The 23,282-nt window shown below is 30.7% G+C and carries 20 protein-coding genes, 1 tRNA gene, 1 riboswitch and 1 other annotated feature; of the genes, 11 read left to right on the top strand and 10 right to left on the bottom strand.

Features of this window, described 5'->3' with window-relative positions:
• Positions 1 to 151 precede the first annotated feature (151 nt).
• The 3 genes from hpf (at position 152) to prfB (ending at position 4,654) form a co-directional block, all read left to right on the top strand.
• A complete protein-coding gene (hpf, locus tag I6U48_RS04520) occupies positions 152 to 682 on the top strand; it encodes a ribosome hibernation-promoting factor, HPF/YfiA family (protein ID WP_218319215.1) in 531 nt (176 codons plus the stop codon).
• A gap of 253 nt (positions 683 to 935) precedes the next feature.
• On the top strand, positions 936 to 3,446 hold the full coding sequence (gene secA / locus I6U48_RS04515; protein WP_218319214.1) for a preprotein translocase subunit SecA: 2,511 nt from the start codon (positions 936 to 938) through the stop codon (positions 3,444 to 3,446).
• Positions 3,447 to 3,546: 100 nt separating this feature from the next.
• Positions 3,547 to 4,654 (top strand): peptide chain release factor 2 gene (gene prfB / locus I6U48_RS04510; RefSeq protein WP_376774526.1). Its coding sequence is split into 2 segments (ribosomal slippage): positions 3,547 to 3,624 and positions 3,626 to 4,654, totalling 1,107 coding nucleotides; the frame shifts between segments, so codons are not numbered across the junction.
• 94 nt (positions 4,655 to 4,748) lie between these two features.
• On the opposite strand, the gene I6U48_RS04505 is transcribed toward prfB, so the two are convergent.
• Positions 4,749 to 6,098 (bottom strand): M28 family metallopeptidase, encoded by a 1,350-nt coding sequence (locus I6U48_RS04505; protein ID WP_218319212.1) that lies wholly within the window; start codon positions 6,096 to 6,098, stop codon positions 4,749 to 4,751.
• 125 nt (positions 6,099 to 6,223) lie between these two features.
• On the opposite strand from I6U48_RS04505, the gene I6U48_RS04500 reads away from it, so the two are divergent.
• The 6 genes from I6U48_RS04500 (at position 6,224) to I6U48_RS04475 (ending at position 12,586) form a co-directional block, all read left to right on the top strand.
• Complete coding sequence (locus tag I6U48_RS04500; protein ID WP_218319211.1) at positions 6,224 to 8,380, top strand: Tex family protein; 2,157 nt, start codon at positions 6,224 to 6,226, stop codon at positions 8,378 to 8,380.
• A gap of 74 nt (positions 8,381 to 8,454) precedes the next feature.
• A riboswitch (FMN riboswitch) is annotated at positions 8,455 to 8,570 on the top strand.
• A 117-nt stretch (positions 8,571 to 8,687) separates the two neighbouring features.
• A complete protein-coding gene (locus I6U48_RS04495) occupies positions 8,688 to 9,311 on the top strand; it encodes an ECF transporter S component (protein WP_218319210.1) in 624 nt (207 codons plus the stop codon).
• Positions 9,312 to 9,426: 115 nt separating this feature from the next.
• Positions 9,427 to 11,124, top strand: a complete 1,698-nt coding sequence (locus I6U48_RS04490; RefSeq protein WP_218319209.1) for a hypothetical protein — start codon at positions 9,427 to 9,429, stop codon at positions 11,122 to 11,124.
• An 83-nt stretch (positions 11,125 to 11,207) separates the two neighbouring features.
• Positions 11,208 to 11,471, top strand: coding sequence for an EscU/YscU/HrcU family type III secretion system export apparatus switch protein (locus I6U48_RS04485; RefSeq protein WP_218319208.1), 264 nt, complete (start codon positions 11,208 to 11,210; stop codon positions 11,469 to 11,471).
• A 16-nt stretch (positions 11,472 to 11,487) separates the two neighbouring features.
• Entirely contained in the window at positions 11,488 to 12,174 is a 687-nt protein-coding gene (locus I6U48_RS04480) for a metallophosphoesterase (RefSeq protein ID WP_218319207.1), read from the top strand.
• A 124-nt stretch (positions 12,175 to 12,298) separates the two neighbouring features.
• Complete coding sequence (locus I6U48_RS04475) at positions 12,299 to 12,586, top strand: ArsR/SmtB family transcription factor (protein ID WP_218319206.1); 288 nt, start codon at positions 12,299 to 12,301, stop codon at positions 12,584 to 12,586.
• 173 nt (positions 12,587 to 12,759) lie between these two features.
• Here the strand turns inward: I6U48_RS04475 and I6U48_RS04470 are convergent, their stop codons facing one another.
• Positions 12,760 to 13,653, bottom strand: coding sequence for a DUF2225 domain-containing protein (locus tag I6U48_RS04470; RefSeq protein WP_218319205.1), 894 nt, complete (start codon positions 13,651 to 13,653; stop codon positions 12,760 to 12,762).
• A 161-nt stretch (positions 13,654 to 13,814) separates the two neighbouring features.
• Here I6U48_RS04470 and yjbM point away from each other — a divergent pair, with 161 nt between their 5' ends.
• Entirely contained in the window at positions 13,815 to 14,603 is a 789-nt protein-coding gene (gene yjbM / locus I6U48_RS04465) for a GTP diphosphokinase (RefSeq protein WP_218319204.1), read from the top strand.
• A gap of 24 nt (positions 14,604 to 14,627) precedes the next feature.
• Here yjbM and leuS read toward each other — a convergent pair whose 3' ends face one another.
• The 6 genes from leuS to I6U48_RS04435 form a co-directional block, all read right to left on the bottom strand.
• Positions 14,628 to 17,066 (bottom strand): leucine--tRNA ligase, encoded by a 2,439-nt coding sequence (leuS, locus tag I6U48_RS04460; RefSeq protein ID WP_218319203.1) that lies wholly within the window; start codon positions 17,064 to 17,066, stop codon positions 14,628 to 14,630.
• A gap of 126 nt (positions 17,067 to 17,192) precedes the next feature.
• Positions 17,193 to 17,403: a binding site (T-box leader), on the bottom strand.
• A gap of 111 nt (positions 17,404 to 17,514) precedes the next feature.
• Positions 17,515 to 17,589 (bottom strand) — tRNA-Gln (locus I6U48_RS04455).
• A gap of 82 nt (positions 17,590 to 17,671) precedes the next feature.
• Positions 17,672 to 18,193: a hypothetical protein gene (locus tag I6U48_RS04450; protein ID WP_218319202.1), complete on the bottom strand. Its 522-nt coding sequence runs from the start codon at positions 18,191 to 18,193 to the stop codon at positions 17,672 to 17,674.
• 18 nt (positions 18,194 to 18,211) lie between these two features.
• Positions 18,212 to 18,820 (bottom strand): J domain-containing protein, encoded by a 609-nt coding sequence (locus tag I6U48_RS04445; protein WP_246615201.1) that lies wholly within the window; start codon positions 18,818 to 18,820, stop codon positions 18,212 to 18,214.
• Positions 18,804 to 19,682 carry a DUF5685 family protein gene (locus tag I6U48_RS04440; RefSeq protein ID WP_218319200.1) on the bottom strand — a complete coding sequence of 293 codons (879 nt, stop codon included), beginning with the start codon at positions 19,680 to 19,682 and terminating at the stop codon, positions 18,804 to 18,806. Before I6U48_RS04440 ends, I6U48_RS04445 begins: the two co-directional genes overlap by 17 nt.
• A gap of 33 nt (positions 19,683 to 19,715) precedes the next feature.
• Positions 19,716 to 20,276, bottom strand: a complete 561-nt coding sequence (locus I6U48_RS04435; protein WP_218319199.1) for a class IV adenylate cyclase — start codon at positions 20,274 to 20,276, stop codon at positions 19,716 to 19,718.
• A gap of 298 nt (positions 20,277 to 20,574) precedes the next feature.
• On the opposite strand from I6U48_RS04435, the gene I6U48_RS04430 reads away from it, so the two are divergent.
• The gene (locus I6U48_RS04430; protein ID WP_218319198.1) at positions 20,575 to 21,612 is read left to right on the top strand and encodes a nucleoid-associated protein; all 1,038 of its coding nucleotides are present in this window, start codon (positions 20,575 to 20,577) and stop codon (positions 21,610 to 21,612) included.
• Positions 21,613 to 21,774: 162 nt separating this feature from the next.
• Here I6U48_RS04430 and fba read toward each other — a convergent pair whose 3' ends face one another.
• Together fba and I6U48_RS04420 are read right to left on the bottom strand one after the other, a co-directional pair.
• Positions 21,775 to 22,707 (bottom strand): class II fructose-1,6-bisphosphate aldolase, encoded by a 933-nt coding sequence (gene fba / locus I6U48_RS04425; protein ID WP_218319197.1) that lies wholly within the window; start codon positions 22,705 to 22,707, stop codon positions 21,775 to 21,777.
• A gap of 186 nt (positions 22,708 to 22,893) precedes the next feature.
• Positions 22,894 to 23,274 carry a DUF4363 family protein gene (locus I6U48_RS04420; protein ID WP_218319196.1) on the bottom strand — a complete coding sequence of 127 codons (381 nt, stop codon included), beginning with the start codon at positions 23,272 to 23,274 and terminating at the stop codon, positions 22,894 to 22,896.
• Positions 23,275 to 23,282: the final 8 nt, after the last annotated feature.

The raw sequence follows: 23,282 nt of genomic DNA, 5'->3' as shown, positions 1-23,282 counted from the left end.
TGTTAATTCACAATAATACTATTGTAATTTAGTTAAAATCGTATTAAAATAGAGTTAACAAAAGTTAAGTGTATATCCATAAAATTATATTTATGGTATATAAGTATCAGACTATTGAGTTATTCATAAAGATAAGGAAGGGGCTGGAAATATGAGGATAACTGTAAGTGGAAAAAATATTGAGGTGACTAATGCTTTAAGAAGTACTGTTGAGAAAAAAATGTCAAAGTTGGAGAAGTATTTCAACCCTGATGTAGAAGCGCATGCTACATTAAGTGTAGAAAAAAATAGACAAATCGTAGAAGTTACGATTTCTGTTGGAGGAATATTGTTAAGAGCTGAAGAGGCACATGATGATATGTATGCATCTATTGATATAGTTGTAGATAAATTAGAAGGTCAAATAAGAAAACAAAAAACAAAACTTCAAAGAAGAAACCATATGGAATCATTGAGATTTCAATTTATACCTGACTTTAATGAGGAAGAGCGAGTAGAAGAAAGTAAAATAGTAAGAACTAAGAGATTTGCAATAAAACCTATGTCTGCGGAAGAAGCAGTACTTCAAATGGAACTTTTAGGACACAGCTTTTTCGTATATGAAAATGACAAAGATGGAGATGTAAATGTAGTTTATAAAAGAAAAGATGGAAATTATGGTTTAATAGAACCTGAATTTTAAAAAAGAGGAAGCTTAATTGCTTCCTCTTTTAAAATTAAGGTTTTGTTTAAAATGTAGGATTATGTAAAAAATTAACTTTGTAAAAAAATAATAATATATGTAAAATATTATTATATAAAAATTAAGCGTAAAAGTGTAACAAATTTTTAAACTATGTCAAAGTATTGTTCATATAAGTTGAATAGCGTGCAATTAGATGATATAATCTATAAAGTGTATGTTTATAAATTTAATATGGTGAGGATGAAAAAATATGGGTATTTTTCAAAAGATATTTGGATCATATAGTGAACGAGAGGTAAAAAGGATAATTCCTATTGTAGATAAGATAGATTCATTTGACTCTCAAATGCAAGGCTTAAGTGATTCTGAACTAAGAGCGAAAACGGATGAATTTAAAGAAAGAATTGAAAAAGGAGAAAATTTAAATTCAATTTTGCCTGAAGCTTTTGCAGCTGTAAGAGAAGCTTCAGCAAGAACTATAGGTTTAAAGCATTATAGAGAGCAGTTAATTGGAGGAATAGTTCTACACCAAGGTAGAATATCAGAAATGAAAACTGGAGAAGGAAAGACGCTTGTAGCGACTGCTCCGGCTTATTTGAATGCGCTAACAGGAAAAGGAGTTCATATAGTAACTGTCAATGATTATCTTGCTAAAAGAGATAGAGATACAATGGCTCCAGTGTATGAGTTTCTAGGATTAAAAGTTGGTGTAATTCTTCATGATTTAGACCAAACACAAAGGCAAGAAGCATATAGATGTGATATAACCTATGGAACCAATAGTGAATTTGGTTTCGATTATTTAAGAGATAACATGGTTGTATACAAGGAAGAAAGAGTTCAAAGAAAATTAAATTTTGCAATAGTGGATGAAGTTGACTCCATATTGATAGACGAAGCTAGAACTCCTCTTATAATTTCGGGTGAAGGTGAGAAGTCCACTGAGTTTTACAAAGTTGCAGATTACTTTGCTAAGACTTTAGTTAAAGAAAAAGATTTTACAGTAGATGAAAAAGCAAGTGCAGTAATTCTTACTGAAGATGGAATTAAAAAAGCAGAAGAGTTTTTTAAGTTAGCAAACTATGCAGATCCTGAAAATATGGAAATTCAACATCATGTAGTTCAGGCGTTAAAAGCTAACTACATAATGAAAAGAGATAAAGATTACATGGTTAGAGATGGCGAAGTTATGATAGTAGACGAATTCACAGGAAGAATGATGGAAGGAAGAAGATATAGTGATGGTCTACATCAAGCTATAGAAGCAAAAGAAGGGGTTAAAGTAGAGAGAGAATCAAAAACCCTTGCAACTATTACTTATCAAAATTACTTCAGAATATTTAATAAATTATCGGGTATGACAGGTACAGCACTAACAGAAGAAAATGAATTTAGAGAAATTTATGGATTAGATGTAATTGTGGTTCCTACACATAAACCAATAGCAAGGCAAGATATGCCTGATTTAGTTTATAAAACGGCTAAAGGCAAGTTTAAAGCTATAGTGGAAGAAATAGTTGAGACTTATAAAAAGGGTCAGCCAGTTTTGGTTGGTACAGTAAGTATAGAAAAATCTGAACTTCTTTCAGATATGTTAAAGAAAAAAGGTGTATCTCATCAAGTACTTAATGCTAAATACCATGAACAAGAAGCAGAAATAATAGCTCATGCTGGAGAAAAATCCATGGTTACAATAGCTACAAATATGGCAGGACGTGGTACGGATATTAAGCTTGGAGAAGATATTGTAGAACTTGGCGGTTTAAAAATTATAGGTACTGAAAGACATGAATCAAGAAGAATTGATAACCAGTTAAGAGGACGTTCAGGTCGTCAAGGAGATCCTGGTATGTCAAGATTTTATGTATCATTAGAAGATGACTTAATGAGAATATTTGGTTCAGATAAGTTAAAAGATATAGTTGAAAAACTTGGTCTTGGTGATGACGAAGCTATAGAGAGTAAAATGGTAAGTGGTGCTATAGAAAATGCTCAAAAGAAAGTTGAAGGGAACAACTTTGACATAAGAAAAACGTTGCTTCAATATGATGATGTTATAAATAAGCAAAGAGAAATCATATATAGACAAAGGTCAGAAGTTCTTGAAGGAGAAGACTTAAAAGAACAAATATATCAAATGCTTGATGATGTAATTACTTCTGCAGTTAACTCACACATTTCAGGAATAGAGGAAGACTTTGAAAATGATTTAGCAAATCTTATAGATTATATGGAAGAGCTATATGTGCCAAAGGATTCGGTCAAAGTTGAAGATCTATCGCAGCTATCAAACGAAGAAATTAAAGAAAAGTTTGTTGAAATAGGAAAAGGGATTTATTCACAAAAAGAAGATGAATTTACTCCAGAGCAGATGAGAGAAATTGAAAGAGTTGTTCTTCTAAGAGTTGTTGATACAAAGTGGATGGATCATATAGATGATATGGAACACCTTAAGAGAGGTATAGGACTTAGAGCATATAGACAGCAAGATCCTGCTCAAGCTTATTCCTTTGAAGGTAGTGAGATGTTTGAAGAAATGATATATAACATTAAGTTAGATACCATAAAATATCTATTCCACGTTCAAATTCAAAAAACACCTGAAAGAGAGAGAGTTGTAAAAGAAACTCACACAAATCAAAGTGGAGATGATTCTGTAAAGAAGCAGCCAGTGAAGAAGGAAAAAACCACTGGAAGAAACGATTTATGTCCATGTGGAAGTGGTAAAAAGTACAAAAATTGTTGTGGAAGATTTGAATAATATTCTGGATGTCGTTTTGCTTGAGCAAAACGACATTTGTTTAGTAGAATTTAATATTATTTAAATTTGCATTGTTTTATATTAAGAGGAGAGTGATTAGATGCTACTTCAATTAGAAGAAACTTTAAATGAAATAGGTAGCTTGAAAGAAGCCGTTAAAGAAATTAGGGATTCACTTTGACATTGATAATTCTAGAATTAAGATAGACGAATTACAGAAAAAAATGCAAGAACCAGATTTTTGGAGTGACATAAATAGAGCACAGGAAGTAACAGAACAAGAAAAGTTTATTAAAAGCAGATTAGATAGATATGAGCAACTAAATACAAGGATAGAAGATGTTGAGGTTCTAACTACATTATCGATAGAAGAAGTTGATTTAACTTCCGCAAAAGAAATATTAAAAGAAGTAAAAGAACTTCAGGACGATGTAGAGAGGTTTAGAATAGAAATACTGCTATCAGGAGAATATGATAAAAATAATGCAATAATATCTTTGCATGTAGGAGTCGGAGGAACAGACGCACAAGACTGGACAGAAATGCTTTTAAGGATGTATACAAGGTGGGCTGAAAGAAAAGGCTTCAAGATAGAAACCATAGATATACTCCCTGCAGATGATGCTGGAATTAAAAGCGCTGATTTAAGGATAATTGGTGAATTCGCTTATGGATATTTAAAAGCGGAAAAAGGAATACACAGATTAGTAAGAATATCGCCGTTTAATGCTAATGGTAAAAGACAAACTTCCTTCGCGTCTATTGAAGTTTTACCAGAACTTACAGCAAGTCAAGACATAGAAATAAGGCCAGAAGACATAAGGGTGGACTCTTTTAGATCAGGAGGAGCAGGAGGACAGCATGTAAATAAAACAGAGTCTGCAATTAGGATAACGCATATACAAACTGGAATAGTTGTTCAGTGTCAAAATCAAAGGAGCCAACATCATAATAAGGATGAAGCAATGAAGATGCTAAAATCTAAATTGGTGGAGTTAAAAGAGCGATCACATAAAGAAAAAATAGAAGATTTAACTGGAGAATTAAAAGATATGGGATGGGGAAGTCAAATAAGATCTTATGTTTTTCAACCATATACTTTAGTTAAAGATCATAGAACTGGTGTTGAAAATGGGAATATAAATGCTGTTATAAATGGAGAAATAGACGAATTTATAAATGAATATTTGAAACAAAATACAAACTAGAAGGTATATAGATAAACACAGACGAAAGTAGACTTATGCTCTGGGATATGTTTCCAGGCTTCAACGCTATAAGTCTACTTTCTGGTTTGGTTATCTATATATCTTTTTTATTTTTGTTTTGATATAAAAGGATTAAAGCTAAAAGTGTACAAAATAAAGAAGTAAAGAGAAGTTCTGTATTATAGAGTATGAAAAGGTTCTTGCCAAAGCCGTATTTAATTATTTCTGGTGATATCACTTTGAAACATCTGTCTATAGAAGATGTATCTATAAACGTTGGTTTATCATCGGGGGTATGAATTCTTGATGAATCTGCATCGCAGAGGGTTACTGCGTCAATATTTTGTTTTCTAAAATATTCGTGGTCGCTTGCGTCTTCAAATAAATAGTTAAAATTAATTTTACTTTTTGCACAAACAGCCGAAATTTCTTTTATAAGAGGGCTATCTTTTGTATCTTGTCTTCCGCCCATTATATAGAGAGGAACAGATTTACTTCCGCCCACCATATCAAAATTAAATATTCTGGAACCATTGAGGTTATTCTTATATTTATCTGCAAAAGCTTTTGAGCCCAGACAACCAAGTTCTTCGGCATTAAAACCAACGAATAATATATTTCTATCAGGTTTACCTATAGAATTTATATATTTGCTCATTTCAATAATAAAGGAAACTCCTGAGGCGTTATCTAAAGCACCATTGTAGACTTTTGCAGAAAGGTCAGATCCAATATGGTCGAAATGTGCAGAAAGTACAATCGGAGGAGCCTTAGGGTCTTTACCTTCTATATATGCAGTAACATTGTTTAATGATGCTTGCTTTGATTCAAAAGGTATAAAGCAGTTTATGTTATAGTCTTTGCCTATATAAGAATTCAGTTCGTTAAATGTGCTTTTGGTGATCATAATATACATACTATAGGGTGAAGTGCTTATAAATGAACTTCTAAAGTTAAGTTCAGAGTTTTCAGGTGTATAAAATAAGAAGAAATCATTATCTTTTTTAACTTGAATGTGTCCATTTAAGAGATTTATTTTATCATTTCTATTAAAGCTTAAAGTGTTTTTTCTAAAGTTCAATAGGTCTTCTTTAAAATCGATACCATATTTGAATTCTCTAATTAAGAATCCATTTTTATCAGTAACATTTAAATATGGAGTTCCAGAAACTTTGTGTGGATAGATAGTTTGAAAGCTTTGAAAATAGCTGTCATTGTAAGGCTTTAGATTATTATTTTTAAAGCTATCTTTAATATACATAGCAATTTCAGCATTCTCTAAACTGCCAGCTAGTCTGCCTTTAAAGGCGTCGGAAGATAAATAATCAATATTCTTTTTTACAGAATCATGATTGAATGAATGTATTTTTAGGTAAAGATTAAAGCTAAAGCCGAGTAAAATAAATGATGTTATTAACAAAAGATAAGATATGTATTTTTTCATTATAATAACTCCTCAAAAAATATATCTTTAAAATATATTAATTTGCAAAATATTATATAACTGTTATAATATTTTTTAGCCGATAACTTAAAAATTTTTATAGTTTAATGAGCACGGAGGTAAATATGAATAATATAGTTGAGAGACTAGTACAAGAATTAAATTTAAATAAGACCTATGTAGAAACTGTAATCGATCTTCTAGATGGTGGAAATACAGTTCCATTTATAGCAAGGTATAGAAAAGAAATGACAGGTGGGATGAGCGATGTAACTCTTAGAAATCTTTCAGAAAGACTTACATACTTAAGAAATCTTGAGGGAAGAAAAGAAGATGTTATAAGACTCATAGATGAGCAAGGCAAGTTGACAGATGAATTGAAGGCTGTCATAGTGAAATGTGATACGTTAACGGAAGTTGAGGACATATACAGACCTTACAAGCCTAAAAAGAGAACACGAGCAATCATTGCAGAAGAAAAGGGATTAAAGCCTTTAGCAGAAGCTATCTGGAGTGGAGAATTTAAAGGTAATATAGAACAATATGCAAATGAATTCATAAACGAAGAAAAGGAGGTAAAAACAGTAGAAGAGTCTTTAGCTGGAGCAATGGATATCATAAGTGAGATGATATCTGACGAAGCAGATCACAGGAAGTATATTAGAGGATTTGTTCAAAATCAAGGTTTAGTAGAGATAACTGGAGAAAGTCAAGAATCTACTCCATATGAAATGTATTACAATTATAAGGAATCAGTAAAAAGCATACCGCCACATAGGATACTTGCGATTAATAGGGGAGAAAAAGAAAAAATACTTTCTGTAAAAATAACCTCAGATATGGATAGGATTATTAACTACTTAAGGGAAAAGTGCTTAAAAGGTAATACAAGCACTGATTCATATATAGAAAATAGTGTTAAGGAGTCTTTAAAGAGACTTATATATCCATCAATAGAAAGGGAAATAAGATCAGACCTTACAGATAAAGCTGAAGAAGGTGCTATAAAAATATTTAAGGCAAACCTTCAGGCTTTGTTAATGCAGGCACCTATAAAAGGAAAATTTGTACTAGGGTTTGATCCAGGCTTTAGAACTGGTTGTAAAATAGCCGTACTTGACGATACTGGAAAATTATTAGATACGGCAACTGTTTATGCGACTACCTCTCAAAAGAATATAGAGGATGCAATAAAAACATTAAAGGACTTAGTTTATAAGCATGATGTAGATGTTATATCTCTAGGAAATGGTACTGCCAGTAGAGAATCAGAGGAAGTAATTGTGAGGCTTATAAAAGAAGTTAAGTCAGAAAGAAATAGAGAACTCTATTATGTTGTAGTATCAGAGGCAGGAGCTTCAGTATATTCAGCATCTGAATTAGCTGCAAAAGAATATCCTGATATAAATGTTTCGTTAAGAGGTGCTATATCTATTGGAAGAAGACTTCAAGACCCTCTAGCAGAACTTGTAAAGATAGATCCCAAATCCATAGGAGTTGGTCAATATCAACATGATGTAGCTCCCAAAAAGCTAGATGAATCGTTAAGGGGAGTTGTAGAGGATTGTGTAAATAGTGTAGGAGTAGATTTAAACATAGCGACTCCATCATTGTTATCTTACATATCTGGTATAAATTCAACTATAGCACAAAATATTGTAGCTTACAGAGAAGAAAATGGCAAATTCAAAACTAGAAAAGAGCTATTAAAGGTCAAAAGATTAGGAGCAAAAGCCTTTGAACAATGTGCAGGATTTTTAAGAGTAATGGAAAGCGAAGAACCTTTAGATAATACCTCAGTCCATCCAGAGTCTTATAACGCTGCTAAAGAGTTATTGAATACATTAGGATATGTTAAAGAGGATTTGAAAAATAATAAACTTACAGATATTGATGAAAGAGTAAAAGAAGTGGGGGTAGGGAATTTATCAGAGAAACTATCAATAGGAATTCCTACTCTTAACGATATAATAAAGGAAATAAAAAAGCCAGGAAGAGATCCAAGAGAAGAACTTCCAAAACCAATACTGAAGACTGGAATAATAGATATAACTCATTTAAAACCAGGAATGGCACTCATGGGAACGGTAAGGAATGTTGCAGATTTTGGTGCTTTTGTTGATATTGGAGTTCATCAAGATGGATTAGTTCATATAAGTCAGTTATCAGATAGTTTTGTAAGGCATCCGCTTGATGTGGTAAAGGTTGGAGATATTGTTGAGGTTAAAGTTCTTGAAGTTGATGAGAAGAGAAAAAGAATAGCATTGACAATGAAAAAATAGTTTATATATAGTATGTTTTAATATTGAATTTAAAAAGAACTTGTATTATAATTAAGTCGTAAAGTTAATAGAATAATAATCTTCAGGGCGGGGCGAAATTCCCCACCGGCGGTATAGCCCGCGAGCCTTAGTGGCATGATTCGGTTAGATTCCGAAGCCGACAGTAAAGTCTGGATGAAAGAAGGTAAAGTATAATGTGAATTCGGCCCTGGTTTTTTACCAGGGTTTTTTGTTATACTAGCACCTTACACCTAAGTATGAATATTTTAAGAAGATTATTAAATAGTTATATTAGGAGGGTGAACAAATGAAAGATCAAAAATTGAACAAGTTGGTAAAGGTATCTTTGCTTAGTGTAATTGCATTTATGCTTATGTTTATTGAAGTTGCTACTCCGTTTTTTCCATCATTTTTAAAGATTGACATAAGTGATTTACCAGCACTAATTGGAGCTTTTGCACTTGGACCAATGGCAGGAGTTACAATAGAGCTGTTAAAAAATATACTTCACGGTATATTTGTTGGGGGAACTGCTTTTGTTGGAGAATTAGCGAATTTTCTTGTTGGTGCAGTTTTGGTGTATGTATCAGGGTATATATATAATAGAAATAAAACTAGAGGAACAGCAATAACTTCGTTAATTGCAGGAACTTTAGTTATGACAGTGGCAGCAAGTATTCTTAACTATTTCATATTCTTGCCTTTATATGAGATTGTGTTGCATTTTCCAATAAGTGCTATAGTTGCAATGGGAAACAAAGTGAATAGCCACATAAAAGATTTGAATTCATTTGTAATATTGGCGATTGCACCTTTTAACATAATTAAAGGTATAGTATTATCAATTTTAACTACAGTTATATATAAAAGTGTATCTCCTATACTTCATAAAGAAGGAGAAGGGGAAAGAAAGCTTCTTAAAAACAATTAATAAAAAAATGATCCAGTTTTCTGGATTATTTTTTTTATTATATTTTACTTAGTTTATAAAGTTAGACTTATATGCGATAATGTATATATAAACTGAATTATAAGGAGTGAGTTTATTGGCTGGTATATGGAATATAAATAGTGTTTACAATGCTAATACCAAAATGGTTTCAAGAAAGTTATCTTTTGAAGTTGGTCAGAATTTTGCAGCAAGAGTAGTGAATTTAGATAAGTTGACAGGCGAAATACTCTTGAAACTTCTTGATGGATGGCAATTCTCTGCTAAACTTGAGAATCCTATAGAAAATCTACCAGATGGCCTCGTAAGATTTGTAGTTGATGGTTTTGAAGACGGAAAGCTTCAACTTAAAATAGTAAACACAAATTCTAAGCAGCAATCTATTGAAAAAGATTCAGTTAATGCTTTTTTAAAAGAAAACAATATGATGTTAAATGACTCAGATTATGAGATTTTGAATAAAATGGTAAAACATAATATACCTCTTACTAAAGAAAATATTTCAGAAGTAAAAACTATGACAGACTTTATGAGCAAAATAAAGCTAGATACAGGAGAAGAGGACGCTTTTATAGAAAAATACATACAAAGCAAAAATATTGATACTCAGAGTAAAGAAGGAGTACAAGTAAAAAATACTTTAAAATCCTTTTTTAATGAGTTGAAGAATTTGACAGAAGATGACTTATTCATTCTTTTTGAGAATAATATAGATTTGACAGAGGAAAATATTAAAAGCTTTAACAATGTTTTTAAGGGAGATTCAGCTATACTTAGAGATGTTAAATACATTGGAGATGAATTTAAAAATATTGAATATGAAGATGGTAAGTTAGATAATATTGCAACAGAAAATGGGGATTTTAATAACGTTATTACTGCAAATGACAAGAAAGTTCTAGAAAAAGAACAGCTTGGCAACAAGAATACAACAGAAAATAATAAAACTTTAGAAAAAGCAAAAATTAATAATAAAAAGATAGCAGATAATCAGGATGGCAACTTGAATATTGATAAAGAAGTTCTAACAAAACAAGATGATAAAACAGATACATCGAAACCAAAAATAATAAATGAAAAGGGAGTAGTTGAGAAAGAAAATTTAGATAATAATATAAAGAATTCTCAAGAATCAAGTAAGATTTCCAATGAGAAAAATTCTAATCTTGTCGAAGAATTAAAAACTAATAGTGGTTTAAAAGATAAAAATGTACTTGTAGACAAACAAAATGAAATAGAGGATATAGCAAACAATATTAAAGAACAAATAAATATAAAAACTGAGGAGTTAAAGGATACTGTCAAAACTTTTTTAGAGCAAAAAAGTGATTTAGACCCTAAAATTTATAATAATGTATTACAGGCTTTAGATAAGAATATTAATGATTTTAAGGTATTTAATTCTATCTCAAATCAATACTACTATTTAGATTTGCCAATAAATTTACAAAAACAAGAATATCAATGTAAATTAATGATAAAAGACGACAGAAAAAAGGGTAAAAAAATAGATTCGACGGATGTGAAAATAGCAGCATCTGTAAATACTGTTAATATGGGAGTCGTAGACGCGTATATAAAAGTTAACAACTATAATATGAATTTAGACATAAAATGTAACGAGCAATGGATTAAGGTTTTAGATAAAGGAAAAGAAATAATATTGAGCAAACTAAGTGATATGGGATATAACGTTTATGCTAATGTAAGTGAAAGGAAAAAAGAAATGAACATAACAAATTGCTCAGATTTTTTTGATGATAACAATTTAAATGCTATAGATAAAAAGGTATAGTCTAGTTTTAGGTAATTTACAATATAATAATAACAATTTATAATTAATTAGTAGATTCCACATTTATACTAAGGGGTGTTGAAATGAATAAAAGAAAAAAAGCAGCTGCATTAAGATATGATTATGCCTACACGGCCCCAGTAGTAACTGCGGCTGGTATGGGACATATAGCTGATAAAATAATAGAAAATGCAGAAAAAAGCAATGTGCCAGTAGTTTATGATGAAGAACTTACTAACCTATTAACTAACGTGGATGTGGGAGATGCTATACCATTTGAATTATATGAGGCAGTTGCTAAGGTTATAGCCTATGTGATGGATATAGATAAAGATTTAAATAAGTAAAGTAGAAGGTGATAAAGTGGCGTTATATGCAATATCAGATTTGCATTTGGATTTAAACGGTGATAAGCCAATGGACATATTTGGCGAAAATTGGTTCAGACATGATAAAAAAATAAAAGAAAATTGGATTAAAAAGGTTAAGGATGAAGATACAGTTCTTATATCTGGGGATATATCTTGGTCCATGAAAATAGAGGATGGCATGAATGATTTACATTGGATTCATGATTTGCCAGGAAAGAAAGTAATGGTAAAAGGTAATCATGATTATTGGTGGGTTAGCATCACAAAATTAAATAATCTGTATGAGGATATGGAATTTATTCAGAATAGTTTTTCTGTTTATGAAGAATATGCTATATGTGGTACTAGAGGATGGATTTGTCCAGGTGGAGAGAATTTTAAAGCTCACGACGAGAAGATATACAATAGGGAGCTAATGAGGCTGAGATTATCTCTAGATGCCGCTATAAAGAAGGATTTTAAAAAAATAATTGTAATGATTCATTACCCACCTATGAATGAAAAGCTTGTAGAATCAGGTTTTGTGGAGATATTTAAAGAATACAATGTTGAGAAGGTTATCTATGGACATTTGCATGGACCTTCATTATCTAAGGCCTTAAACGGAAAAAAGGATGGAATAGAGTATGTGCTTACTTCTGGAGACTATTTAAATTTTGATCCCATAAAAATTCTATAAATCTTCATGGGGTAATTTATTGACAATAAAATCATTACATCTTAATATATAAATATAATGATAAATAAAAATTAGAAAATAGTTAAAAATATTTATTATAATCATTTTAGGATAGAGGTATTATATGGATAATAATTTTGAACAATTTAATGAAAGTGCTGAATTTCTTAAGGTATTAGCGCATCCGGTCAGACTTTGTATAGTAAAAGGACTATTGAAGAAGAAAAAATGCAACGTAAGTCATATGCAAAATTGCCTTGATATGCCACAGTCTACTATATCGCAGCATTTACAGAAATTGAGAACTGCTGGGATTATTGAAGGAGAAAGAAATGGGTTAGAAGTGAATTATAGAGTTTGTGACCCAAGAGTAGAAAAATTAATTAACATGCTATTTGACGAAGAAATATAAATAGATTTAGTAATTATAAAAGAACCGTTCTTAGTTTTATTGATTGTAGTGAAAGCCATTGTAATAATTGTCTGGCAAACTAAGAAATTTATGTACAACATGTTGCTTTACAAATTTTAAATTAACAAAATATTATTGTAATATTTATTCTTAATGAGACAGACAATTATAGATTACTTGAAAAATTTGGAGAAGAATCCTTTTTTTTCTTTAAGAGCTTTATTACTAGAAGATAAATTTTCTTCTACATATGTATCTTTTGAATTTTTTATTCTAATGCTTTCTTCTACTAAATCTCTTTGGTCTCGAGTCTTGTCTTTAAGTTTTTGAGGAGCTGAGGGAGAAGTTATAACCCTACTAAACCAGGTTAAAGCTACATCATGTTTCTCTACTCTTCTATTAAGTTCGCCAATTAAGTACATAATAGTAAATTTGTTCATTTCATATATAGGAAAATCTTCATCATAGAAAGCGTTGCTGAATCCATCTAATGCTAAATTTAAAAAGGCAAGTTCATTTTCTCTATCTTCTTTAATTCGATACATCCATGCAAGCTTCAAACAATTCATTGCTTTTTTACTGGCCTTTGCATCCATAGCAGTGTAGTTTAAAAGTGAAAGTTTATATCTTTCTATAGCTATATCTATATCGTACACATCCGGATACGTTCTACCGCGCCATTTTGTGGTGATTTTCTGTTTTATTACTTCTATATGATAGCTTCTGATTTTATTAAAATCACTTTTCATAGAAGAATACCCACAACTAGGACACACCCACACATCGTAGAAATAAGGATTTATTAGATTAAAATGAATAAAGGAATCTGAATCCTTTTTTAGAATTCTGTATGCTGAACTTTTAACAGTTCTGGCTTTGAATGATGATTCACATACTGGACAAGTAACTTGAGAATCGTATAGTAAAGATTTTTGCTTTTCTTCATCACTTTTTGGAGATTGAAGCTCGTCAGTTTTTTTTTCGGTCTCTTCTTTTTTATATAAATTGACATTTTCGATATCTTCAAATCCTAGATCCTCTAAACCAGAAAATATATCATTTGGCATGAAAAAACATCACCTTCAATACTAATAGTTTTTAGAATAATACTATTATATCAAAAAATATAACGAAATTATATTATTTATTTATAAAATAATATACTATAATAAAAGTATAGTATAATAAATATTAGACAGTGCATATTAATACGTAGGGGTGAATGGTTATGGCAATAGGAGAATGGAAAACATTTCTGATACCTTATGAACAAGCAGTTGAGGAATTAAAAATAAAATTTAGAAGTATAAGAAAAGAATATAGAAGAAAAAATGAATATTCACCTATTGAGTTTGTTACAGGTAGGGTTAAAGAAATATCAAGTATACTAGAGAAGGCTAATAAATTTAACATACCATTAGATAGAATTGGTTATGAGATAGAAGATATAGCAGGACTTAGAATCATGTGTCAGTTTGTTGATGATATAGAGAAGGTTGTAGATATAATTAGAGGCAGAAGAGATATGAAAATACTATATGAAAAGGATTATGTTACCAATGTTAAAGGAAGTGGATATAGGAGTTATCATATGGTTATTAAGTATCCAGTGAATATGGCTGATGGCGAAAGAGAAATACTTGCAGAATTTCAGATAAGAACTTTAGCAATGAACTTCTGGGCAACTATAGAACATTCTTTAAATTATAAATATAAGCATGAAATTCCTGAAAACATAAAATTAAAATTAAAAACTGCGGCAGATGCAGCTTTTCAATTGGACCAGCAAATGTTAGAAATAAAAGATGAAATTAAAGATGCACAAATGCTTTTTGAAGTGAAATCCAGTTTTGTGTCTGACATAATGAATAATATATTAACATTACTTTCTATGGGAAAGCATGCAGAATCATCAAGATTTCAATCACAACTTAATAGACTTATTGAAGAAGGGGAAGTACATGAATTAGCAAGTCTTTTAAAATCTACGGAGAAGATGTTGGAAATGTATAGATAATATGGGGGCATAAACCCCCATATTTTATTTCACAACAATATTTACAAGTCTACCTTTAACAACTATAACTTTTTTAACTTCTTTTTCACCTATAGAAGCTTTTATATCTTCATTATCAAGTGCAGCTTCTTTAATTTGATCTTCAGTTAAACCACTAGCTATATTTATTTTTGTTCTTATTTTGCCGTTGACTTGAATCGCTATTTCAACTTCGTCTTTTATTAGGGCACTAGCATCAAAAGTAGGCCATTTTTCATTAAATACTGAGTAAGACATTCCTGAAAGTTCCCATTGTTCCTCTGCAAAATGAGGTGCAAATGGAGCAATAAGTTTTATAAAATCAAGTATAGTTTCCCTCAAAAATGAGGAGTTTTTTACATCTTCCACTACATACTTTGAAAGAGCATTTATAAATTCCATTAATCTTGCTATAGAAGTATTAAATTGAAATTTAGCAGTATCATCGCTTACCGATTTTATGGCATGATGTCTCATGTAATTAAGCTCTTTTTCTGCTTTATCTAAAGTAACTTTATTATTTTTAGAATTATTTATTTCCTCTCTGCAGGAATCTAATATTCTTTCAATCCTATCTACAAATCTTCCAATAGATTTGATACCATCATCACTCCATGCGCCACCTTCAGTATAATCAAATCCGAACATTAGATACATTCTAAACACATCAGATCCAAAATCTTTTATGTAATCATCAGGAGATATAGTATTTCCTTTAGATTTACTCATTTTTAAACCATCAGGACCGAGAATTAAGCCTTGATGCCTTAAGGATAAGAAAGGTTCATCAAAGTTTAAATATCCCATATCTCTTAAAGCTTTAGTAAAGAATCTTGCATATAAAAGATGCATACATGCATGTTCGGGTCCGCCCACATACATATCAACTGGAAGCATTTTGTTTATTGCTTCAGTATCAAAAGCTTTTTCACTGTTTTTATTATCAGGGTATCTTAAGTAATACCAAGAAGAACAAACAAAGGTATCTAAAGTATCCATATCCCTTTTAGCGGGCGCGCCGCATACCGGACAAGTTGTGTTTATAAATTCTTCAGACTTTGATAATGGAGACCTTCCATCAGGTGAAAACTCTACATCATATGGAAGTACTACAGGGAGATCCTTTTCTGGAACAGGAACAGTTCCGCACTTATCACAATGAATTATTGGAATAGGTGCTCCCCAGTATCTTTGTCTTGAAACTAACCAGTCTCTTAGTCTGTAATTTACTTTGCCTTTTCCAAGTTCCATAGATTCAAGTTTTTTAACAACAGCTGCCTTTGCTTCATCACCATAAAGACCGTTGAAATTATCGCTGTTTATCATTTTGCCATATTCAACATAAGGAAGAGAATCTCCACCTTCAATTACTCTCTCTATAGGAAGTTTGTATTTTGTTGCAAAGGCAAAGTCTCTCTCATCATGAGCTGGAACGGCCATAACGCAACCAGTACCATAAGTGTTTAATACATAATCGCCTATCCATATAGGAACCTTTCTTCCGTTGATAGGATTTATAGCGTATGCTCCACTAAATACACCAGTTTTTTCTCGAGTTATTGACTGTCTTTCTATATCAGATTGTTTCTTTGCTTGTTCTTTATATTCATTAACTGAGTCTCTATATTCAGCTGTAGTAATTTTATCTACAAGATCATTTTCAGGAGCTATAACTACATAGGTAACACCAAATAAAGTATCTACTCTTGTAGTAAATACATTAAATTGTAAATCTGAATCCGCTACTTTAAAGGTTATTTCAGAACCAATAGATTTGCCAATCCAATGTCTTTGCATAGCCTTTGTCTTTTCAGGCCAATCCAAGCCGTCTAACTTTTGAAGCAACTCTTCAGCGTAGTCTGTTATTTTAAAGAACCATTGAGTTAAGTCCTTTTTAGTGACTTCGGTACTGCATCTTTCGCAAACACCATCTATAACCTGCTCATTAGCAAGAACAGTATTACAACTAGGACACCAGTTAACAGGTGCATTTTTTCTGTAAGCTAAACCTTTTTCGAATAATTTAGTAAATATCCATTGAGTCCATTTATAGTAATCAGGCCTACAAGTTACGACCTCATTTTCCCAGTTAAACATTGTACCCATAGCTTTAAGTTGATCTTCCATAGTTGCAATGTTTTTCTCTGTTGAATCTTTAGGATGAATTCCTGTCTTAATTGCAAAATTTTCTGCAGGAAGACCAAAAGCATCAAAACCCATTGGTTGGAATACATTATAACCCTGCATTCTTTTCATTCTTGCCCAGGAATCAACTGGTCCGTAATTAAACCAATGACCTGCATGAAGCTTACTTCCTGATGGGTAAGGAAACATTTCAAGAACATATAATTTGTTATCTAAGTTATTTTCATCAAATTTGTAAAGATTAGAACTCTCCCATTTTTTTTGCCATTTTTCATCGACTTTAGTATTGTAAAAGCTCATGTTATCGCTCCTTTACTGTGTTTTGTTATATAATAATTATTATTACAAAATTTGTAAAAAGTAAACAGATTTAATCATTTATAATATACTGGTTCCAATTAATAAAAAAGCCTTTCATCTCTCTTCAAAAGAGACGAAAAGCTTATATTCCGCGGTACCACTCTTATTAAACCAAACTTAAATCTTGATTTCACTTAAAAATATAACGGTTTTAACCGTACCTGTTTTGCGCAGGTAAGCTCCAAGGCGAGTTCGTAGTTTATCAGCACTGTTTCACACCAAACAACAGCTCTCTTAGGCAGACAAAAATACTACTATTCCTTTTCAAAGCATTTTATCAACTTATTGTAAATTTTATAATATCAATAATTTTTTGTCAAGGGTTGTAGAACAGTTTGTTAAAAAAATATAAAAAACTCTACAAAATTATGTAGAGTTCTTATTTTCATGGCTGCCCATAAAGGATTCGAACCTCTGAATACCTGAGTCAGAGTCAGGCGCCTTACCGCTTGGCGAATGGGCAATATTTGAAGTATGGATGTTACAAAATCCACAACAACTATTATATCATAATTATGATATAAGTCAATATAGATAAAGCAATTTTATAAATTTAATCGTTTTATAAAATAATTATTTGCATGATTTATGATTAAAGTTAATGCATAATCGTATATTAAAAATGCTATTTCTGATGCAATTATAAGTAAATGGATAGGCATATTTATACTTATAAATCCAAGGAAAAATGTTTTATAAATATAAAATGATATAAAAATAACTATATTAAAAAAGCAAAGTTTTAGTATAATTTCTACATATAGCTTACGTATTTTTTCAATATAATATTTTGCTATTCCATACAATCCGAAAAATATTATATAAGATATTGCAGTGACTTTTGAAGCAGAAATAAATAGAGAAAGAATGGAAGTAGCAAAATAAACAGTTAATGCATTTTGTATATTAGTGGTAATAACAGATAGAGGAATAATAGTTGAAGCGATACCTAGCAGATAAAGCTTATTTATAGGTACTACACTGCTCAAATATACTAAGATTACTCCAAGTGCTATAAAAAGACCACCTTTAGCTATATATGAGGTTTTTTTATTCCGTCTATCCATGACATCTATCCTCCATTTCTAACAACAACTAATAAGATCTCCGCCGCTGCATTCACAACAACAATCTAGACAGTATAGGGTTGCACAAATATCACACATACTAGTGTCTCTTCTTCTATTGTTGTAATAAGGTTCTCTGTAAGACTGATTCATATTATTTAATCTGTTAAAGGCATCTCTATATTTTCCATTGCGAGGTTCAATATTACATGCTGTGCTCAAATTATTATAGGCTTCATTGTACCAGCCTTTTCTCATATTAAGTATTCCCATAAGATAATTCCACTCGGCATCCCTAGTAGTAATTCTATTTAGATTTTCTTCTGCAAATCCAAGATTACCATTTTGTATAGCCATCTCAATAGAACGATATATATCAGAAGTATTTCCATTATTATATGTATTATTCCCATAGCTAGAAGTAGAATAGCTGTCAGAAGAAGAATTTTTCATTAGATAGTCATAAGCTTCGTTAAGTTCTTTCATTTTTTCTTCAGCTAAATCTCTTAATGGGTTATTACCATATTGATCAGGATGATATTTTTTAGCTAATTCTCTATAAGCTTTTTTTATTTCATCTTTTGAAGCATTTTTACTTACTTCAAGTACTTCATATGGATTTCTCATGATCACAACAACTCCTTTTAAACACTTTATCCATTTTTTCTAAGAGCCCAAACTGCAGAATATTATACAATAATTCTTCATTCTTTTTTAAGGTCAGTTTACTTAAAAGAGAAGAGCACTGTGAAGCGCAAATACCTAATATAAAATCTACTTTACTTTCAATTATACTTGAAAATTCCTTATACGAAAGATTGTCTCTATTAAAACAAGAATTTATTACATTAAATTTATTATTTGACATATCTTTTTCTAGATCATCCCAAGCATCAATAACATAAATCCATTTTCCAAGATTGTATCCAAGCCAATATAGTGTATCTTTATTTTCATTATTTTTATACGAAGATACAATAAAACCAGTAAGTTCAGCAAAGGGATGTGCAATATGATCAATGGATTTGCCATCAGGACTTTTTTCTATACTATATAGTGTATTTAAATTATTCTCTATATATATAAGGTGCTCCTTTAAGCTATCAGGGACCTTTTTCAAATATCCTTTAAAAAATAAAGAGAAAAGTCTACTTTTAATAGAATTATCATCATTTATATTATCTAAAAGTTTATAATAAGTTAAAATTATATTGCAAAATGCAGCATAACTTAAACAATTGTTATCTACAACAAGAATTTTTTTCTTAAGTGGATGTACAGAGCATCTATACTTTGAATAAATTGGATATTTATCATCTAATGAATCTAGCAATATAGCTAGAAAGGTCATATCATAATTTAAAGAAACTCTAGGTATATTTCCAATATTATTCTTTATAGATTTACATAAACCGCAGTAGTAAGCTCTAAATTTTTCATAATCTTTGATTTTAAGCTCCATCTTACATGGAGTAACATAGCCGAACATATAAATTCTCCATTTCTAGAAAAGAAAGATTAATTAAAGGCCAGCATCACAATTGGATGTATAATTGCCTTCTTTCAATATCTCAAAGATAGTTTTAGATGTAGTATCTTCTAGTTTATATCCTAATAATTCAACTACTTCTTTAAGTTCAGTATCGTCATTAGTTTCAATTTCTATGTAAGGAAATGGACAAAAAGATTTCTCATTTATGTCAATTTCGATTAATGTATTTTTGTACTTATAACTTTCTCTATATTTTTTTATTGATTGAATAAGATTTAAGCCTAGAGATTTAAATATACTTTCACCTGCTTTTGAATCTAGTATTTCTGTTTCATTTTCTTCCATTACTTTATATTTATCTTGACTTAAAAGTTTCTTTGTAGTCATATAATAGTGATTATTGTTATTCAGCAGGTCTTCTACTATTCTTATTCTAGCATAACCTTTTTTATTTAATAGCCTCCTATCATCAAAATCATATATATTGTTAATTTGATTTTCTTGTTTAACTTTAACTGCATTTATTTGCATAAGCTTAGTCTTAATTTTATTTTCATCAATATTAATTATCCTTGTTTCAAACTCTTTCAAAGTATAACACCTCTTCTATCTACATTATAATTGAGAAATTTTATAAAATATATTTATATTTGTAAAGTTCATAAAAAGTTTTATTTATAAGGTTGTAGTTTTACCTGTAAATTAAAGTATTATGAAGATATTTTATTTTTTTCTGTATATAATACTTTATCATTAATTTTATATGAAATTGCTATAAAAATCTACATGATTCATTGAATTTAGAAGATATAAACAAGGTTGTTTGATAAACGTAATACAGGTTATAATTATAGCTGACATTAACTCTAAATGAAGGAGAGGAGAGAACTTGGAATATATAAAGGAAATAATCATAAATGAGGCTGTAGTTCACATATTAGATACTAATGCTGAAGAACCTGTATTAAACGAATACCCACTGCAGCTGAATGAAGAGATATATGGATTTTTATTAAAACACATAGAAAGATGTCTAAAAGATGAAGAGTTAAGGTATGCTATTTTTAACGGAGAAAAAAATGTGATAAAGGAAGCATCCCAAGAGTATCTTAATGAAATTAAAGGTATTATTGAAACTTCAAAAGAATTAGCGAACAAGATGTTCAGGTTAATGAAAGCTGAAGGAAATATATATTCCTGTGATTTAGTTATAGTATCAATATCAACAGAATATGGGCCTATGTTAGCAATATTAAAAATGGATTACATAAAAAACTATACTCATTCCATAGAATTTCTAGACAATAAGATAGGCATAAACATAGTTCCAGAATTAACTGGACTTCCTACAAGCTCTGGGAAAATACAAAAGAGTGCTTTTATTAAAGTTGTAAAGGAAGATCAAGGATTTAATTTAATGATTATAGATAAACAAAGTAAAAGCAAAGACAATATGGAATATGGATCAGATTATTTTACAAACAAGTATCTTGGATGCAGGACAATAGATAACGAAAGAGACATGACTAAAACCTTTGTTAAAGCAGCTGAAGAATGGACCAGAACAAGCTTTGAAGAAAATGCAGATACAGCAGAAATAGTTAGAAGCTCTATAAAGAAAAAGTTAAAGGAAGAAGAAAAAATAGATGTACATTCACTGGCAGAAGATATGTTTGGAGACAATGTAGAAATTCAGCAAAGTTTCAAGGAGTACATATCATCCCAAGGGGTAGGGGATAATGTAGATATAGATAAACAGTGGGTAGAAAAAAAGCTAAAAAGAGTTAGGCTTAAAATAGACAAAGAGATAGATCTCTATATAAATCAAGATGCCTATTACGACAATAGCAAGTTTGAAATACAAAGAGTTGGTGATGGCAGTATCAACATTGTCATAAAACATGTGCGAAACTATACTGAAAAATAAATGATTTAAAGGATAAATTTTTAAAAATGGAGAATGAAACCAGAAAGCGGACTTATATGGAGAGGTATAGTGCCGAAGCTTGGCGACATACCTCAGAATATGAGTCCGCTTTCGGCGGTACTTCTTGAAAATAAAAAATGTGGCTCTAAAGCCACATTTTTTCTATTCCATAGAGTTAGCTGAACCAAGAACGTTGTCTATTTTGCCTTCAACAACTTTCTGAATAGCATCTCTTCCAGCTCCACAATATTTTCTAGGGTCGAATTCCTTTGGATTATCTCCAAAAACTTTTCTTACAGCAGCAGTCATAGCTAATCTTATGTCAGTATCCATGTTTATTTTACATACTGCCATTGAAGAAGCTTTTCTTAGCATATCTACTGGAATACCTTTAGCACCAGCAATGTTTCCACCGTATTTGTTACAAGTTGCAATAGCTTCTGGGTCAACAGCTGAAGCTCCATGAAGAACTATTGGGAATCCAGGTAATTTTGCTTGAATTGCTTCTAATATATCAAATCTTAATTGAGGTTTGAAATCTAATGGGAATTTAAATGCACCATGTGAAGTTCCTATAGCTATAGCTAATGAATCAACACCTGTTCTGTTAACAAAATCAACAGCTTGATCTGGATTAGTATATATATGCTCAGCAGCAACAACATCATCTTCAATACCAGCTAAAACGCCAAGTTCAGCTTCAACAACAACTCCACGAGCATGTGCATATTCAACAATTTCCTTTGTTTTTGCTACATTTTCTTCATATTCAAAATGAGAACCATCAAACATAACTGATGTAAAACCAGCGTCAATAACTTCTTTAACAGCTTCAAAACTTGGACCGTGGTCTAAGTGAAGAGCAACATCTACTCCAGTTTCTTCGATAGCAGCATCAACCATAGCTTTTAAATATTTTGCACCAGCATATTTTATTGCTCCTGTTGAACATTGAAGAATAACTGCTGAGTTTTTAGCTTTTGCACCTTTGATAACACCTTGAATTATTTCCATATTATTAATGTTAAAAGCACCTATTGCGTATTTCCCTTCGTATGCTTTTTTGAACATTTCCTTAGTTGTAACTAATGCCATTATGTATTCCACCTTCCAAATTAATTATTTTAAGTTATGGTTGATAATATTAACCACAACCTAACAGTAGTTTCGATTCACAGGGGGACATTTTTGGCCCCACTGGGACGAAAATGCTTACATATATATTATAATTCATTAGTTTTACATTTTCCATATTTAATTATAAATTATTTCGAGAGTTTTTTAAAATATATTTTGTGAATTAACCTTTTCCATTTCAACTATATGATTTAAAAGGAGCTTTATTACATGAGCCGAAGCTAGAGATTCATCTTTAGTTTGACACTTTGTGTACTGAGTAAGCTTCCAAAGTTCTATGTTTATATTGTCTATTTCAGCATGATGTGTAAAAATAGAAACTGTTTTAGAATAATCATGCCATTCATTTAAAAATTTTATTGAGTTGTTATATGCCTTATTCCATTCATCATTTTTAATATTATTTTCAATTTGGACATCTAATCCCTCTAATTTAATGCATACAGTTTCTAAATAATTTATAGAAAACACTACTATTAGCATTACTATAACAAAAAGGGCAAAGGAAGCTATAATATTCTTCATTCCATCAC

The organism is Clostridium thailandense (assembly GCF_019207025.1).
In the GTDB taxonomy this organism is placed as follows: domain Bacteria; phylum Bacillota; class Clostridia; order Clostridiales; family Clostridiaceae; genus Clostridium_AM; species Clostridium_AM thailandense.
The sequence above is the reverse complement of the archived record's forward strand: the minus strand, read 5'-3'. Positions and strand labels throughout refer to the sequence as shown.